Genomic DNA, 17,009 nt, shown 5'->3' with positions numbered 1-17,009 from the left:
CGCGTGATGCGCGCGTCGGCGAACGCGGAGCGTGATCGCGACGGCAGGGTGGAAGCCAGTGTACGCAGCGAGACGGAAGCCGATGTCCACGGTGCGCGCGCGGCGGCGCAACGACCCGCGCTTCAACCGTCGCGCTGCGCGCGCAGCTGCGCCAGGGTGCTGCCGGACAGCGGCGCGGCTGGGTGCAGGGTGATGGCGTGCAGCTGCGCGATCAGGCGCTGGCGCTGCGCGAGCTGCGGCGAACCGGCCAGCAGGCGCTGCAGCCAGCCGTCGATGCGGGTCAGTGCCTGCTGCAGGCCGGCACCGTCGCGGCGCTGGATGGCGGCGCGCGCCAGTGCGGCTTCCAGCTGCAGGGCGGCCAGCGCGGCCTGCCGGTCGGCGTGGTCGCGCAGGCCGGCGCTGGCGGTGGGCTGCACGCGCACGATGCGATCCAGCAGCCGCGCGAACCACGGCGTGGCCTGCGACTGGTTGGCGCTGGTGATAGCGCCTTGCTCCAGTGGGATATCGGCAACCAGTCGTTCGAGCAGTGACTCTGCAGTGCTGCGCGGATCCGCTCCCAGCGCCTCCAGCGCGGCCTGCTCCTGCGCCAGCGTCTGCTTGAGGTTGAGCCAGGCCGAATCATCGACGCTAGCCAGCAGTGGCGCCGCCAATGCCAGCGCGCGCCGCGCGCCGTCGAGGTCGCCGTCCAGCTGCAGGCGCTGCTGGCCGATCGCCAACAGCAGTTCAACCTGGTCCAGCCGTAGCGACAGCGCGCCGTGGCGGTCGGCATCGGCCAGCCGCGACACGCTGTCTTCGATCGCCGCCGCGCGCTGGCCGAGGCCCAGCAGCTCGTCGCGCAGCACCCGGTTGGTGGCTTCGGCCTGCTGCAGCCGCTGCGATTGTGCGCGCTGCGCCTGTCGCAGGCTGTCGATGCGCGCGTCCAGCGCGTCGCGCTGCTGCTGGCTGCGCGCCCGCTCCTGCGCCTGCAGCGCCTGCCACTGGCGCCAGCCCAGCACGCCGGCGGCGGCCAGCGTGATCAGCAGCAGCGCCAGCAGCAACAGGCCGCCGGCGCGCGAGCGGCGCGCCGGCGAAACGGGGGAGTCGGATGTGTCGGAGGTGTCCACGGCGATGATGTTAATCGTGGCCGGCGAAGGCGTCGGCGGCTGCGCGCAGCAGCGCGGCCGGGCGCGCGTCGCTGGCCAGCGCGATGCGGGTGAAGCCCGCGGCACGCGCCGCCTCGCCCAGACGGGCGCTGGCCGCAACCACCGCGACCTTGCCCACGCCGCGCGCCGGCAGCTGCGCCAGCAGCGCGTCCAGCGCTTCGCCGCTGCTCAGTGCCAGCAGCACGCGGTCGGGATTGCGCAGCGCTTGTTCCAGCGCGGCGCGCCGCGCCGGCGGCAGCGTGACGGCGCGACGCGCGTACACGTTCGCGCGCAGCACTGTCGCGCCGCGTGCCGCCAGCGACGGCGCCAGCAGGCCGCGGCCGCCTGGGGCGGTAATCAGGCCGATGCATTTGCCGCGCACTTCCGCCAGCTGCGGCAGATCCAGCAGGCCTTCGCTGTCCATCCGCGCCGGCGCCACCGCGTCGATGCCGCTGCGCGCCAGCGCGCGTCGGGTGCCGGCGCCGACCGCCAGCCAGTGCTGGCCGCGACGTGGCCGCAGCGGTGCCAGTGCCGCCGCCGCGCGCACCGCATTCGGGCTGGTGAACAGGAGGATGTCGGCGGCCAGCGCTGCGGCCAGGGATTGCCGCGCGTCGCTGTCGTCGAGGATGTCGATGGCGATCGGCGACAGCGCCAGCAAGCGCGCGCCGGATCGCGCCGCCGCCGCGCGCAAACCGGCGTGCTGTCCGCGCGGTCGCAGCGACAGTACGGTCCAGTGTTGAAGCGGAAGTGCTTGATCGGCAAGGCGCGACATGCACACAGCTTGGCATGGCGTCGACGTTTGCGTCAGGCTTCGCGGATGAATGCAATCGAGAACCTCGACGCCGCGTTGGACGCATTGGCCCGGCATTTCGCCGGCATGCCGCCGGTGGCCGCCATGCAGCCGCAGGTACTGGAGTGGCGCGATGGCGTGCTGCGCGTGCGCGCGCCGCTGGCCGCCAACGTCAATGACAAGCACTGCGCGTTCGGCGGCAGCCTGTCCTCGCTGATGACCATCGCGGCGTGGGGGCTGGTGTCGTTGGAGCTGGAAACCGCCGGCCTGCATGCGGACGTGTTCGTGGCCGACAGCCGGGTGCGCTATCTCAAGCCGGTGTTCGAGGACATCGTGGTCGAAGCCACGTTCGACGATGCGGTGGAGCACGCCGCGCTGGCGGACACATTGCGCCGGCAGGGTCGCGCCGGCATCCGCCTGCAGGCGAAGACGCTGCTCGCTGACGGCGCGGTGGCGGCAACATACACCGGCCGCTACGTGGCGATCGGCAAATCCTGACGGCGCGGCGACGGGGGAGCCTGCCGCAAGCGGTTAGGATGCGTCGTCCCCTGGCGGAGAATCCCGATGTCCCGATGGCTGCTGCGCTGCCTGTTGCTGTGCTGCCTGGCCCTGCTGGCCGGTTGCCCCAAGTCCGCGAGCAAGGGCAGTGCGCTGGACGAGGCGCAGTACAGCTATTCGGCGGCGATCCGCTGGGGGGATTTCGAAGGCGCGTGGAACCTGGTCGATCCCAAGGTGCGCAAGGAACATCCGCTCACCGACATCGATTTCTCCCGCTACAAGCAGGTGCAGATCTCGTCCTACCGCGACAGCGGCGGCACCACCCTGGGCAACGGCGAGGTGGTGCGCGACATCGAGATCGGCGTCATCAACCGCAACACCCTGGCCGAGCGCAGCGTGCGCTACCGCGAGCGTTGGCGCTACGACGAACCCTCGCGCAGCTGGTGGCTGGTCAGCGGCCTGCCAGACCTGTGGGGCGAATGAGGCGCGAGGTGCGGCTACAATTGCCGCCCCGTCTTGACCGGTCGATGCCGTGACCTTCGCCGAACTGGCCGCCTTTGCCGGCCGCCACCCCATGCTGTCGCTGGCCCTGGCCGGCATCACCGTTGCCCTCATCGGCAACGAGCTTGCCACTCTGTTGGGCGGTGTGCGCCGGATTGGCCCGGCCCAGCTGACCGGGCTGATCAACCGCGACAACGCGCTGGTGGTGGACCTGCGTGCGCCCGGCGAGTTCGAGAAGGGCCATATCGCCGGCTCGAAGAACGTCCAGCCCAGCCAGTTCGACCCCGAGCACAAGCAGCTGGCCGCCGCCAAGGCGCTGCCGGTGGTGCTGGTGTGCCGGGTCGGGCAGACCGCCAGCGGCGCCGCCAAGCGCCTGCGCAAGGCCGGTTTCGCCCACGTCAGCGTGCTGGAAGGCGGCATCCAGGCCTGGCAGGGCGCCGACCTGCCGCTGGTCAAGGGCCGCTGATCCGGCCCTGCGGCGGGCTTGTGTTCCGCGCCCGCACGCCCCACGTCGGAAGGGCCGCACCGGGTTCGGTGCGATAATCGACGTTTCCCATTTCCTTCGCTGCACTCGAGAATTCCCATGTCCGATGAAAACCTGAACGGCATCGTGCCGGCCGCCGACGCCCAGCAGGGCCCGACCTTCACCGTCGAAAAGCTGTACGTGAAGGACGTCTCCTTCGAAGCGCCGAATGCGCCGCAGGTGTTCAACGAACAGGGCCAGCCGGACCTGCAGATGAAGCTGAACCAGAAGGTGCAGCGCCTGGCCGACAATGCGTTCGAAGTCAGCCTGGGCATCACCCTGACCTGCACCCTGAACGACAAGACCGCCTATCTGGCCGAAGTCGAGCAGGCCGGCGTGTTCGGCCTCGGCGGCATGGACGACCAGATGCTGGACGCGATGCTGGGCATCCAGTGCCCGAACATCCTGTACCCCTACGCTTCGGCCACCATCGGCCAGCTGATCACCTCGGGCGGTTTCCCGCCGTTCCCGATGCAGCCGATCAACTTCGAGGCGCTGTACGCCGAGACCCTGCGCCAGCGCGTTGCGCAGATGTCGCAGGGCGACTCGCTGGCCGACGCCGAAACCGCCGGCAACGCCTGATCCGCGACGCATGACGGCGTCTGCCAAACCGAAGGTCGCGGTCCTCGGCGCGGGCTCCTGGGGCACCGCGCTGGCGGCGCTGATCGCCCGCCACGAACATCCCACCGTGCTGTGGGGCCGCGATGTCGCCACCGTGGCGGCCATCGAGGGCGGCGGCGAGAACCCGCGCTACCTGCCCGGCATCGTCCTGCCGGGCGCGCTGCGCGCCACCACCTCGCTGCACGAAGCGCTGGCCGACGCCGAGCTGGTGCTGGTGGTGGTGCCCTCGCACGCCTTCGCCGAAACCCTGCGCGCGCTGGCGCCGCTGCGCCCGCCGCAGGCCGGCGTGGCCTGGGCTACCAAGGGCTTCGAGCCCGGCAGCGGGCGTTTCCTGCATGAAGTCGCCGCCGAAATGCTGGGCAATGAGGTGCCGCTGGCTGTGGTCACCGGACCTTCGTTCGCCAAGGAAGTGGCCGAGGGCCTGCCCACCGCGCTGACCGTCCATTCCGACGATGCCGCGTTCTGCCGGCAGGTGGCCGACGCGCTGCACGGCCCGGCGTTCCGCGCCTACACCGGCAACGACATGCGCGGCGCCGAACTCGGCGGGGCGATGAAGAACGTGCTGGCGGTGGCCACCGGCGTGGCCGACGGCATGGGGCTGGGCCTGAACGCCCGCGCCGGCCTGATCACCCGCGGCCTCAACGAGATGCTGCGCCTCAACATCGCCCTCGGCGGGCGCCCGGAAACCCTGATGGGCCTGGCCGGTCTTGGCGATCTGGTGCTGACCTGCACAGGGGACCTGTCGCGCAACCGCCGGCTGGGCCTGGCGCTGGGGCGCGGCGCCACGATCGCCGATGCGGTGCGCGAGATCGGCCAGGTGGTGGAATCCCTGCAGACCGCCGACGAAGTGATGCGGCTGGCCAATGCCCACGGCATCGAACTGCCGATCGCCGAAGGCGTGCGCGACGTGCTGCACGGCACGGTCACGCCGGCGGAAGGGCTGGCGCGGCTGATGGCGCGCGAGCGCAAGGCGGAATACCCGCAGTCGCTGTTCGGCTGATCCGCCGAAGCTGCGCGGATCGCACCACGCGCAAAAGAAAACGCCCGGCAATGCCGGGCGTTTTTGCATGGCTTGGCGGATGCCTTACCAGGTGAAGCGCGGGCCAACGAACCACTGGGTATCGCCGCCGTTGACCAGCTTGACCTCGGCCGCGGCGCCCCAGTTCTGGTTGAACTTGACCGCTGCGCCCAGGCGGCCGTAGGCATCGCCGTCGAAATCGTCGCCGTCCTGGTAGCCCAGCATCGCGTAACCCTCGATGTTCGGGGTCATCATGCTGCGCACGCCGGCTTCGGCGCTGTAGCCCTCGGCCTTGATGCCGGCGCCGGCATCCAGCTTCTCGTAGGCCAGCTGGCCTACGAAATCGGTGCGGTCGGAGATGCTGCGGTTGTAGCCGCCGCCCACCCGCCACTGGTCGAAATCGACGCTGGTGTTGTCGATCTTCTGGTTGGCGTAGTCGGCGAACAGGTGGAAGTTCGGGTGCACGGCCACCGAGCCGCGCAGGCCCCAGCCGTCGGCGTCGCCGGCGTCGGTGTTGGTGGCGACGTAGCCGCCCTGCACGTAGTTGTACTTGATGCCGTCGGCCGCGGAGGCGGCGAAGGGCATGGCGGCGGCGAGGGCGAAGGCAAGGATGTGACGCTTCATGAGGTGGACCTCCATGTTGTTGTTTTCCGTCCAGCCGGATCGGCGGGACTTGCGGGCATTCTTTGCGCCCGGTCACAACATGGACTGAATCCCGCCCGGCACGGTACAGCCGTCATTCGGGTTGGGTGTTGTACTTCGCGCGCGCCTGCCGCAGGCGCTATTCGCCGCCCGCGAAACCCGCCTGCCGCCAGGCCTCGAACACCATTACAGCCACTGCGTTGGACAGGTTGAGGCTGCGGTTGTCCGGCCGCATCGGCAGGCGCAGGCGCTGCGCTTCGGGAATGCTTGCCAGCACCTCCGGCGGCAGGCCCGCGGTTTCGCTGCCGAACAGGAAGGCATCGTGCTCGCGATAGTCCGGCGCATCGAAGCGCACGCGCCCACGCGTGGACAGCGCGAACACCCGCGGCGGCGTGCCCGCCTGGCCGGTGATCGCGGCCAGTGCGGCATCGAGGTCGTCGTGCACCTGCATGCGCGCGTACTCGTGGTAGTCCAGCCCGGCGCGTTTCAGCTGGCGGTCGTCGATGTCGAAGCCGAGCGGGCGCACCAGGTGCAGCTGCGCGCCGGTATTGGCGCACAGGCGGATCACGTTGCCGGTGTTGGGCGGGATTTCCGGGCGATGCAGGATGACGTGCGGCATGTGTTCCTACTCCCTCCCTTTCGCGCAGCGAAGGGGAGGGCTGGGGAGGGGTGCTTTGCAAGCGAGTGAATTCGTCAACGTCACCACGGCAGTACTTCGCCGCGCCAGTCGAAGAATTGGCCGGACTGCGCGGGCGTGGCGGCGTCGATCAGCCGCAGCATGCCCGCGACCACGTCGGCCGGCGCATCGGGTGCCTTCCCGCCGCCCATGTCGGTCTGTACCCAGCCCGGGTGCAGCGACAGCACCACGATGCCGCGCGCGGCCAGCGCCTGCGCCAGCTGCGCGCTGGCCATGTTCTGCGCGGCCTTGCTGATGGCATAGCTGGGTGCGCCGAAGCGGTTCGCGCCGCCGCTGCCCGCGAAACCCGAACGCAGGGCAGGACCGCTGCTTGTGGTATCCGCCGCACGGGCACCACCGGAGCCATGATCAAGTCGCTCCACGTGATTCGCTTGGTTGATCACGGCTCCGGTGGTGCCCGTGCCCGCGACATCCTCGTTGCCGCCGGCAGCGCGGTTGCCGTCCCGCAGCAACGGCGCCACCGCCTGCGCGAGCAGCAACGGGCCGATGGCGTTGATGCGCAGGCTGTCTTCCAGCGTCTCCTGCCGCAGCTGGCCGAAGCGCTCGCCCGAATGCAGCACGCCGGCGTTGTTGATGAGCAGATCCAGGCGTCCGTCCTCACCGAGGACCAGCGGCAGTTCGCGCACCAGCTCGGCGCGGGATCTGTCGTTGGCGACGTCCAGCGGCAGCACGTGCAGCCGGCCGGGATGCTCGCCTCCCAGCGCGTTCAGCGCAGCGGCCTTGCCGGGGTGGCGGCAGGTGGCGATGACGTGGTCGCCGCGCGCCAGCAGCTGGCCCGCGAACGCCAGGCCGATGCCGCGGTTGGCGCCGGTGACAAGGACGGTGCGGCTCATGCGGGACTCCCGGGGATGGCTTCCGGCCTAGTGTATCGGCCATGCACGCGGTCTATCATGGGAAAGTCGCTGTCCGTCACGTTGTTTCCCACAGGAGTTGCCCATGTCCGTGCTTCGTCCCGCCGCGCTTGCGCTTGCGCTCGCCACTGCCCTGACCGCCGGCGGTTACGCCCCCACCGCACGGGCCTCCAGCGCCCCGGCCGTCGACATCCCCTACGAGACCTTCACCTTGCCGAACGGCCTGCGCGTGGTGGTCCACACCGACCGCAAGGCCCCCATCGTGGCGGTCAATGTCTGGTACCACGTGGGCAGCAAGGACGAACCGGCCGGCCGCACCGGCTTCGCCCACCTGTTCGAGCACCTGATGTTCAACGGCAGCGAAAACGCGCCGGGCGAATTCTTCACCCCGTTCAAGGCCATCGGCGCCACCAACCAGAACGGCACCACCAACTCCGACCGCACCAACTACTTCGAGAACGTGCCCACAACCGCGCTGGACACCGCGCTGTGGATGGAATCCGACCGCATGGGCCACTTGCTGGGCGCGATCGACCAGAAGACCCTGGACGAGCAGCGCGGCGTGGTCCAGAACGAGAAGCGCCAGGGCGAGAACCAGCCCTACGGCCAGGTCTGGGACGTGCTGGGCGCGACGATGTACCCCAAGGGCCACCCGTACCACCACAGCACCATCGGTTCGATGAACGACCTCAACGCCGCTTCGCTTGCGGACGTGAAGACCTGGTTCAAGACCTGGTACGGCCCGAATAATGCGGTGCTGGTGCTGGCCGGCGACATCGACCTCGCCACCGCCAAGGACAAGGTGGCGAAGTTCTTCGGCGACATCCCGGCCGGCCCGAGCATGGCCCAGCCGAAGGTGGACGTGGCCGCGCGTAGCGCCGATTCGCGCTCGGAAATGACCGACCAGGTGCCGCAGTCGCGCATCTACCGGGTGTGGAACGTGGCCGAATACGGCCAGCCGGATCTCGACCGCCTGCAGCTGCTCGCGCAGATCCTGGGCGGCGCCAAGTCCTCGCGCCTGGACAAGCGGCTGGTGCACCAGGACAAGCTGGTCGACAACGTCAGCGCCGGCGCCTACGGCTCGCAGCTCAGCAGCACCTTCATGATCACCGCCGCGGTGAAGCAGGGCGTGGACGTGGCCAAGGTGGAAGCGGCCATCGACGAGGAGCTGAAGAAGCTGCTGGCCGAAGGCCCCACCGCCGAGGAAGTGGCGCGCAACCGCACCGCCGTCGAGGCCGGCTGGATCCGCGGCGTCGAGCGTATCGGCGGCTTCGGTGGCAAGGCCGATGCGCTGGCCGAATGCGCCGTGTTCATGGGTGATCCCGGCTGCTTCCGCGAAAGCCTGAAGACCCTGGCCGAGGCCACGCCGGAGGCGCTGCGCGCCACCGGCAATGCCTGGCTGGGCGCCGGCAAGGGCAGCCACACGCTGGTGGTGAACCCGGGCAAGCGCGTGGCGCTGCAGGAAGAGCCCGCGGCCACCCCGACCCCGTTCCAGACCCCGAAGGCAGATGCGAAGTACAAGACCGTCGCCTCCTCCGTCGATCGCAAGACCGGCGTGCCGATGCCGGCCAGCTTCCCCGACCTGAAGTTCCCGCAGCAGCAGCACGCCACCCTCAGCAACGGCACCAAGGTGGTGCTGGCCGAGCGCCATGACATCCCGGTGGTGCAGATGAGCTACGAGTTCCGCGGCGGCCAGGCGGCCGACCCGAACGGTAAGCCGGGCATGGCCAGCTTCACCATGAGCCTGCTGGACGAAGGCGCCGGCGACCTCAATGCGCTGGCCTTCGCAGACCGCGCGCAGTCGCTGGGTGCCAACCTGGGCGCCAGCGCCAGCCTGGACAGCAGCAGCGCCTACCTGTCGGCGCTGAAGCAGAACCTGGAACCATCGGTGACCCTGTTCGCCGACATGCTGCGCAAGCCGCGCTTCGAGCAGGCCGACATCGAGCGCGTGCGCGGGCAGTGGATCGCCGGCATCAAGCAGGAGAAGGCCAACCCGAACGGCATCATCCAGCGCGTGCTGCCGGGCCTGGTGTTCGGCGCCGGCCATCCCTACGCCGCCCCGCGCACCGGCAGCGGCACCGAGGCGTCCATCGCCGGGCTGACCCGCACCGACCTGCAGGGCTGGCATGCCGGCGCGCTGCGTCCGCAGGACGCCACCCTGGTGGTGGTGGGCGATACCACCCTGGCCGAGATCGTGCCGGTGCTGGAGAAGAACTTCGGCGGCTGGAAGGCCAGCGGCAATGCCAGCGCCGCCGCTGCGATCCCGCAGGTGGCCGCGCAGGCCAAGCCGCGGGTGTTCCTGATCGACCAGCCGGGTGCGGTGCAGGCCAACATCGTTGCCGCCAAGACCCTGCCGTCCAGCGCCGATCCGAAGACCGTGCAGTACGACATGGCCAACATGATCGTCGGCGGCGACTTCACCGCCCGCCTGAACATGAACCTGCGCGAGGACAAGCACTGGTCATACGGCGCCCGCAGCGGGGCCGGCGGTTCGCTCGGCCAGCGCCTGTGGAGCGCCTCGGCGCCGGTGCAGATCGACAAGACCGGCGAGGCGATGGCGGAAATCCAGCGCGAGCTGGCCGATTACGCCAGCGGCAAGGCCCCGGCCAGCAAGGATGAGGTGGAAGGCATGGAAAAGGTGCTCACCCTGACCCTGCCCGGTGCCTACGAAACCGCGTCCTCGGTGATGAGCACCATCGCCAGCAACGTGCTGTACAGCCGCCCGGACGACTACGTGTTCCAGCGCACGGCGGAGATCGAGGCGATGACCCCCGAACAGGTCAACGCCGCGGCCAAGGCGCTGGACCCGGCCGGCCTGACCTGGGTGGTGGTGGGCGACCTGTCCAAGACCGAAGCGCCGATCCGCGCGCTGAACCTGGGCGAGGTCACCATCGTCGACGCCGACGGCAAGCCGGTGGCGAAGAAGTAAGCCATCGCCCCACTCCCTCCCTGCTTGCAGGGGGCGGAGCCGCGCGCTGCGATGCCGGCTCTTGTCTTCCTCCCCTGCCTGCAGGGGAGGGTAGGGGAGGGGTCGCTTTTGCACGATTCAGACGCACCGGGCCACAATCCGGTGCGTCTTCTTTTTTTTCGGGAACCCGAGCATGCCCCTGCCGATCCGCTTTGCCGCCGTCCTGCTGGTGCTTGCCCTGCCTGCCTGCACCTTCGTGAAGATGGCGCCCGGCGCGCAGCAGGTGAAGGTGCTGTCGGTCGCGCCCACCGGCTGCGAGAAACGCGGCGACGTGGCGGTGTCCATCACCCATCGGGTGGGCTTCTACGAGCGCGACGACACACGCGTGCGCGACGAGCTGGAGCTGCTGGCCCGCAACGAGGCCCCCGGCCTGAATGCCAACCGGATCAGCCCGCTGGGCCCGCCGGAAGATGGCAGCCAGCGCTGGGCGATGTGGCGCTGCAACTGAATGCGCGGCTAGCGGCGGGTGTGACTGCGCCCGCAGTTTCCACAGTACGCAACCGCATGGTTTGACAAGGCGCTATCCTATGCGGTTCCGGCGCCGCCTTGGCGCCAGTGCGAGTGCCACCCCATGCTGTTCCAACATGTCGCCATTGCCGGCTTGGCCCACATCGACGCGCCGCGTCGTTTGTCGTCGGATGAGATCAACGCGCGCCTGCGGCCCACGCTGGATCGGCTGGGTATCCGCGTCGACGTGCTCGGCGACATCGCCGGCGTGCATGCGCGCCGCCTGTGGGACGACAACGTGCAGGCTTCCGACGCCGCCACCCTGGCCGGCGTGAAGGCGCTGGCCGATGCCGGCATCGACCCGGACAAGGTCGGCCTGCTGGTCAACACCTCGGTCAGCCGCGACTACCTGGAGCCTTCCACCGCTTCCATCGTCAGCGGCAATCTCGGCCTGCCCGACACCTGCCAGAACTTCGACGTCGCCAACGCCTGCCTGGCCTTCATCAACGGCATGGACATCGCCAGCCGCATGATCGAGCGCGGCGAGATCGACTACGCGCTGGTGGTCGATGGCGAAACCGCCAACATGGCCTACGAAAAAACGCTGGAGCGCATGACCCGCACCGACGTCACCGAAGCCGACTTCCGCAGCGAAATGGCCACGCTCACGCTGGGCTCCGGTGCTGCCGCGATGGTGCTGGCGCGCAGCGAACTGGCGCCCGGCGCGCCGCGCTACAAGGGCGGCGTCACCCGTGCCGCCACCGAGTGGAACAAGCTCTGCCGCGGCAACCTCGACGGCATGATCACCGACACCCGCCTGCTGCTGATCGAGGGCATCAAGCTGGCCACCAAGACCTTCGAGGTGGCCAAGCTCAAGCTGGGCTGGGTGGCCGGCGAGCTGGACGAGTTCGTCATCCACCAGGTCAGCAAGGTCCACACCGCCGCCTTCACCAAGGCCATGGGCATCGACCCCAAGAAGGTCATGACCATCTTTGCCGAACACGGCAACATCGGCCCGGCCAGCGTGCCGATCGTGCTGAGCAAGCTGCGCGAGATGGGCCGCCTGAAGAAGGGCAGCCGCGTCGCCCTGCTCGGCATCGGCTCGGGGTTGAACTGCTCGATGGCGGAAGTGGAGTGGTGATTTCCCAAGGCCTGTACTTGGGTTCTTTTAAGTAAAAAATGGGTGTGATATTTTCCTTGTGATGCCGTCACTGGCGCGCAAGGAAAGTTGATGGGTACGCGCATTACCGGGCGCTATGTCCCCGGCTCGATGGCGGAAAGCCGCTACCAGGCGTTTATTCCGTCGCCCCTGCCGCCCGATCCGCCGCTGGATCTGACGGGCAATGAACTCATCGCGCGCAAGGAGCGGGCCGACCAAGCCTTGGGGCGGCTCGACGGCATCACCTTGATGTTGCCGGATCCGCAGCTGTTCCTTTACCAGTACGTCCGCAAGGAAGCCTTGCTGTCCTCGCAGATTGAAGGAACGCAGTCCTCGCTGTCCGATCTGCTGCTGTACGAGCTGGACGAAGCACCCGGCGTGCCGCTGGACGACGTCGAGGAGGTGTCCAACTACGTCTCCGCGCTCAACCATGGCCTGCGTCGCCTGCGCGAGGACGACTTTCCGCTGTCCTTGCGCCTGATCCGCGAAATGCATGCGCTCCTACTGCAGGGCGGTCGCGGCGGCAACAAGCATCCGGGCGAATTCCGCACCGGCCAAGTGTTCGTGGGTGGAGGCTTCGGCGCGCTGGCGCATTTCATCCCGCCGCCGCCGGACGCGCTGCCGGAGGCCTTGGCAAGCTTCGAGCGCTTCCTGCATGCCCCGCGCGGGGAAATGCCGCCACTGGTAAAGGCGGCGCTGGCGCACGTGCAGTTCGAGACCATCCATCCCTTCAACGACGGCAACGGCCGCCTGGGCCGGCTGCTGATCGCGCTGATCCTGTGCAACGAAGGCGTGCTGCGCGAGCCCAATCTGTACCTCAGCCTGTACTTCAAGCGCCAGCGCGCCGCCTACTACGACCACTTGAATGCGGTGCGCGTGGCTGGCGACTGGGAAGGCTGGTTGGGCTTTTTCCTGGATGGCGTGGCCGACACCGCGCAACAAGCCGTGGACACCGCGCAACGCCTGCTGGCCTTGCTGGCCGCGGACCGCGCGCGCATCGCGGCGCTGGGCAGCCGCGCCGGCAATGTCGGTCTGGTGTTTGAACTGTTCGCGCGCCGGGTGTTGCTGGGTGTGCCGCAGATACTCCCGCAACTCGCCCTGAGCGCGCCCACCGTGCGTTCGGCCATCCGTACCCTGCAAAACATGGACATCCTCAACGAGTTGACCGGCCAGCAGCGCAACCGGGTGTTCGCCTACCAGCGCTATTTCGAAATCCTCAACGAAGGGGCACAACCGCTGTGACCGATGCCGCCGCGCAAGCCGCCGATGCCTTCATCGCCAAGTGGAAAGGCACCGCCGCCAGCGAGTTGTCCACCTCGCAGAGTTTCCTGATCGAGCTGTGTGAGCTGCTGGGCGTGGAGCGCCCGCACGCCACCGCCGAACAGGACTACATGTTCGAGCGCCCGCTGACGTTCCACCATGCCGATGGCAGCAAGAGTCCGGGCCGCGTGGACTTGTACCGGCGCGGGGCGTTCGTGCTGGAGTCGAAAAAGCTGAAGGCCGGCGCGCACACCCGTGGCTTCGACGAAGCCATGCTGCGCGCGCATTCGCAGGCGCAGAACTACGCCCGCGCGTTGCCTGCCGCCGAAGGCCGGCCGCCGTTCCTGGTGGTGGTGGACGTGGGCCACCGCATCGAGCTGTATTCCGAATTCAGCCGCAGCGGCGGCAGCTACGTGCCGTTCCCGGACCCGCGCAGCCACCGCATCGCGCTGGACGACCTGCGCGATGCCGCCATCCGCGAACGCCTGCGCAAGGTCTGGCTGGAGCCGCTGGCGCTGGACCCCAGCCGCGAATCCGCCCGCGTCACCCGCGAGATCGCCGCGCGCCTGGCGGAACTGGCCAAGTCGCTGGAACGCAGCGGCCACGATGCCGAAGCCGTGGCGCAGTTCCTGATGCGCTGCCTGTTCACCATGTTTGCCGAAGACGTGCGCCTGTTGCCGAAGGACAGCTTCCGCAGCCTGTTGCAGACGCATGCGGAGAAGCCCGAGGTGGCCATGCGCATGCTGGCCCAGCTGTGGCGCGACATGGACGGCGGCGGCTTCTCGGCGGTACTGGCCGCCGACGTGCTGCGCTTCAACGGCAAGCTGTTCAAGCAGCCCGATACCCTGCCGCTGGACAAACCGCAGATCGACCTGCTGATCGACGCCGCCCGCGCCGACTGGAAGCACGTGGAACCGGCCATCTTCGGCACCCTGCTGGAGCGCGCGCTGAGCCCCGGCGAGCGCCACAAGCTGGGCGCCCACTACACCCCGCGCGCCTACGTGGAACGGCTGGTGCTGCCCACCGTGATCGAACCGCTGCGCGGCGAATGGAGCGATGCCAAGGCTGCCGCGCTGGTGCAGTTGGCGGAAGCCGAGTTGGCGCGCGAAGAAGGCATGCGCGGCACCGGCATGAAGTCCAACGCCGAGCGCTTGAAGCAATACAACGCGGAACTCCACAAGGCCCGCGACATCCTGCTGGATTTCCACAAGCGACTGTGTGGCGTGCGCGTGCTGGACCCGGCCTGCGGCAGCGGCAACTTTTTGTACGTCACCCTGGAGCACCTCAAGCGCCTGGAAGGCGAGGTGCTCAACACGCTGGAAGAATTCGGCTTGAGCAGGCTAGGCGTTTCCGAGCAGACCGGGCTGGATATCGGCGGCGAGCGCGCCATCTCGACGGAGGCCCAGACCGTGGACCCGCACAACCTGTTGGGTATCGAGCTGAACCCGCGCGCCGCCGCGATTGCCGAGGTGGTGCTGTGGATCGGCTACCTGCAATGGCACTTCCGCACCCGCGGCGACGTGCGCCCGCCGCAGCCGGTGATCCGCGACTTCCGCAACATCGAGAACCGTGACGCGGTGCTGGCGTATGACCGCGTGGAGTACGTGACCGACGCGCACGGCGTGCCGGTGACGCGCTGGGACGGGGAGACGATGAAGGTCTCGCCGGTGACCGGCGAGAAGATTCCGGACGAGAGCGCGCGCAAGCCGGTGGAGCGTTACGTAAACCCGCGTAAGGCGGCGTGGCCAGCGGCGGATTTCGTGGTTGGGAATCCGCCGTTTATTGGTTCTAAGCGAATGCGCGACGCGCTTGGTGATGGCTACGTTGATGCGATCCATGAAGCGTGGCCGGAGGTTTCGCAGGCGACCGACTTCGTTATGCGCTGGTGGCATCACGCTGCGTTGTTGACGGCGCGGGGGGCGCTGCAACGGTTCGGGTTGATTACCACCAACAGCTTGCGGCAAGCCTATGTGCGCCGCGCTGTGGAGCCGCATCTGGTCGGCACTCCGCCGCTGTCATTGGTGTTTGCCGTGCCCGATCACCCGTGGGTTGATAGCGAGGATGGCGCCGCCGTGCGCATCGCGATGACCGTTGGGGAAGCAGGGCGGAAGTCGGGTCGCCTCGTCGCTGTGATAGGGGAACGCGCCGAAGCGGAAGAAGGCAACGACGACCTCGTCATTTCAACTCAAGCGCAAACTGGACGCATCAATGCCGATCTGACGGTGGGCGTCGATCTGACGCAAGCCGTCCCGCTGGACGCCAACGCAGATCTGTGCTCGGTGGGAATGAAAACCATCGGCGCCGCATTTCAGGTTGAGCGCGACCGGGCAATGGCGCTGGGACTCGGTGTCGTGCCCGAACTGGAGCGCCACATCCGGCCGTATATAAACGGTCGCGACGTGTCGCAGAGCCCGCGAAATCTCTACGTAATCGATTTCTTCGGACTGGAAGTGGATCAAGTGCGTGCCCGATATCCGGCGGCGTATCAACACCTTTTGGAGAGGGCGAAGCCGGAGCGCGACCTTAATCGCAATGCGATCTTCCGGGATCGATGGTGGGTCATCGGGCATCCGCGGCAGCAATTCCGGACTGCCACGGCCGGCTTGTCGCGCTATATCGCAACCCTGGAAACATCGAAGCATCGGTTCTTCGTGTTCCTGCCTATCGACGTAACGCCGGACAGTTCGCTAGTCACGGTGGCTGATGAGCGGGCCGAGACACTAGGCGTACTTTCGAGTGAGATTCACGTGGTTTGGGCGCTTGCGACTGGCGGCACGTTGGAAAGTCGCCCCCGCTACAACAAGACCCAGTGTTTTGAAACCTTTCCTCTCCCGGATTTCCATTTCCTCGATAAGTACTGCGGCCCCATGGGGGGCGGCACCATTACTTCGTCCGATGGCACCGTGCGCCAGAATCCGGTGATCGGCGAATACCCCTCCGACCGCATCCGCACCCTCGCCGAACAACTCGACACCCACCGCAAGCGCCAACAAGCCCAATACCCCGACCTCACCCTGACCGGCATGTACAACGTGCTGGACAAACTCCGCAGCGGGCAGCCCCTCACCGCCAAGGAACGCACGATCCACGAACAGGGCCTGGTCTCCGTCCTGCGCCAGCTCCACGACGACCTCGACGCCGCCGTCCTCGGCGCCTACGGCTGGTCCGACCTGCTGCCCCTGCTGCGCATAGGTCACGGCAACCATGCGATTGGCTCCTCCCCCTGCGTGCAGGGGGAGGTTGGGAGGGGGTGCGATGCGCGCAGCGCTGAGCATTCAGACCAGGAACAACCCCTCCCCAGCCCTCCCCTGCAAGCAAGGGAGGGAGCACAAGCTGACGCCAAGCGCGCCTTCGACGACGCCATCCTCGAACGCCTGGTCGCCCTCAACGCCGAACGCGCCGCCGAGGAAGCCCGCGGCCATATCCGCTGGCTGCGCCCCGCGTTCCAGAACCCGCAGGCCCGCGGAGCGGCCACCGACGCGCCCGCCCCCGAGCAGGCCAGCTTCGATACCAGCACCGCCGACGAGGACGAAAGCGCGCCCGCCACGCCTGCCGCCAGCAAGCCCGCACCCTGGCCCAAGGACACCGTGGAGCAGGTCCGCGCGGTCGCCGACCTGCTGGCCGCCAGCCCCGCACCCCTCACCCTGGACGACATCGGCAACCGCTTCACCGCCCGCGGCCCGTGGAAAAAACGCCTGCCGCAGCTGCTGGACATGCTGGTGGCGCTGGGGCGCGCGGACGCCCGCGAAGACGGTACTTACGCGGCGGGGCGGTAGCGCGCGATGGGCGGCAAAGGCAGCGCACCGCGTCGCCTCCGCGACCGCGTCCTGCTCCCCGCATCGGCAGGGCTGTTGTGCGGGGCCTTGTTGTTCGCAGGCGTCTTCGCCTGGCATGCGCTGCTGGCCCCGGCGGC

15 protein-coding genes are annotated in these 17,009 nt (G+C 68.5%); 10 read left to right on the top strand and 5 right to left on the bottom strand.

Annotated features, from left to right (window positions below):
• Positions 1-122 precede the first annotated feature (122 nt).
• On the bottom strand, positions 123-1,103 hold the full coding sequence (locus G582_RS0108820) for a coiled-coil domain-containing protein (protein WP_028839526.1): 981 nt from the start codon (positions 1,101-1,103) through the stop codon (positions 123-125).
• 10 nt (positions 1,104-1,113) lie between these two features.
• Positions 1,114-1,893 carry a uroporphyrinogen-III synthase gene (locus G582_RS0108815; RefSeq protein ID WP_028839525.1) on the bottom strand — a complete coding sequence of 260 codons (780 nt, stop codon included), beginning with the start codon at positions 1,891-1,893 and terminating at the stop codon, positions 1,114-1,116.
• Positions 1,894-1,938: 45 nt separating this feature from the next.
• Between G582_RS0108815 and G582_RS0108810 the strand changes: the two genes are divergently transcribed.
• The 5 genes from G582_RS0108810 (at position 1,939) to G582_RS0108790 (ending at position 5,054) form a co-directional block, all read left to right on the top strand.
• Positions 1,939-2,409 (top strand): YiiD C-terminal domain-containing protein, encoded by a 471-nt coding sequence (locus G582_RS0108810; protein WP_028839524.1) that lies wholly within the window; start codon positions 1,939-1,941, stop codon positions 2,407-2,409.
• 66 nt (positions 2,410-2,475) lie between these two features.
• Entirely contained in the window at positions 2,476-2,892 is a 417-nt protein-coding gene (locus G582_RS0108805; RefSeq protein WP_028839523.1) for a hypothetical protein, read from the top strand.
• A gap of 49 nt (positions 2,893-2,941) precedes the next feature.
• On the top strand, positions 2,942-3,376 hold the full coding sequence (locus tag G582_RS0108800; RefSeq protein ID WP_028839522.1) for a rhodanese-like domain-containing protein: 435 nt from the start codon (positions 2,942-2,944) through the stop codon (positions 3,374-3,376).
• Positions 3,377-3,493: 117 nt separating this feature from the next.
• Entirely contained in the window at positions 3,494-4,015 is a 522-nt protein-coding gene (secB, locus tag G582_RS0108795) for a protein-export chaperone SecB (RefSeq protein WP_028839521.1), read from the top strand.
• Positions 4,016-4,025: 10 nt separating this feature from the next.
• Positions 4,026-5,054: an NAD(P)H-dependent glycerol-3-phosphate dehydrogenase gene (locus G582_RS0108790; RefSeq protein ID WP_028839520.1), complete on the top strand. Its 1,029-nt coding sequence runs from the start codon at positions 4,026-4,028 to the stop codon at positions 5,052-5,054.
• A gap of 84 nt (positions 5,055-5,138) precedes the next feature.
• Here the strand turns inward: G582_RS0108790 and G582_RS0108785 are convergent, their stop codons facing one another.
• The 3 genes from G582_RS0108785 to G582_RS18455 all read right to left on the bottom strand — a co-directional run bounded on the left by G582_RS0108785 (position 5,139) and on the right by G582_RS18455 (position 7,244).
• On the bottom strand, positions 5,139-5,696 hold the full coding sequence (locus G582_RS0108785; protein ID WP_028839519.1) for a porin family protein: 558 nt from the start codon (positions 5,694-5,696) through the stop codon (positions 5,139-5,141).
• Positions 5,697-5,853: 157 nt separating this feature from the next.
• Positions 5,854-6,333 carry a tRNA (cytidine(34)-2'-O)-methyltransferase gene (locus G582_RS0108780; RefSeq protein ID WP_028839518.1) on the bottom strand — a complete coding sequence of 160 codons (480 nt, stop codon included), beginning with the start codon at positions 6,331-6,333 and terminating at the stop codon, positions 5,854-5,856.
• A gap of 80 nt (positions 6,334-6,413) precedes the next feature.
• Positions 6,414-7,244, bottom strand: coding sequence for an SDR family oxidoreductase (locus tag G582_RS18455; RefSeq protein WP_028839517.1), 831 nt, complete (start codon positions 7,242-7,244; stop codon positions 6,414-6,416).
• Between the two features lie 103 nt (positions 7,245-7,347).
• Between G582_RS18455 and G582_RS0108770 the strand changes: the two genes are divergently transcribed.
• From G582_RS0108770 to G582_RS16105, 5 genes are all read left to right on the top strand, one after another.
• The gene (locus tag G582_RS0108770; protein WP_028839516.1) at positions 7,348-10,191 is read left to right on the top strand and encodes a M16 family metallopeptidase; all 2,844 of its coding nucleotides are present in this window, start codon (positions 7,348-7,350) and stop codon (positions 10,189-10,191) included.
• Positions 10,192-10,363: 172 nt separating this feature from the next.
• Positions 10,364-10,678, top strand: a complete 315-nt coding sequence (locus G582_RS0108765; RefSeq protein ID WP_028839515.1) for a DUF4156 domain-containing protein — start codon at positions 10,364-10,366, stop codon at positions 10,676-10,678.
• A 123-nt stretch (positions 10,679-10,801) separates the two neighbouring features.
• Positions 10,802-11,818, top strand: a complete 1,017-nt coding sequence (locus G582_RS0108760; RefSeq protein ID WP_028839514.1) for a 3-oxoacyl-ACP synthase III — start codon at positions 10,802-10,804, stop codon at positions 11,816-11,818.
• A 90-nt stretch (positions 11,819-11,908) separates the two neighbouring features.
• Positions 11,909-13,078, top strand: a complete 1,170-nt coding sequence (locus G582_RS0108755) for a Fic family protein (protein WP_028839513.1) — start codon at positions 11,909-11,911, stop codon at positions 13,076-13,078.
• Positions 13,075-16,872, top strand: a complete 3,798-nt coding sequence (locus tag G582_RS16105; protein ID WP_038053526.1) for a DNA methyltransferase — start codon at positions 13,075-13,077, stop codon at positions 16,870-16,872. The genes G582_RS0108755 and G582_RS16105 overlap by 4 nt, the downstream gene beginning before the upstream one ends.
• Positions 16,873-17,009: the final 137 nt, after the last annotated feature.

This window comes from Thermomonas fusca DSM 15424 (assembly GCF_000423885.1).
GTDB lineage: Bacteria > Pseudomonadota > Gammaproteobacteria > Xanthomonadales > Xanthomonadaceae > Thermomonas > Thermomonas fusca.
This window is presented reverse-complemented; position numbering and strand designations above follow the sequence as displayed.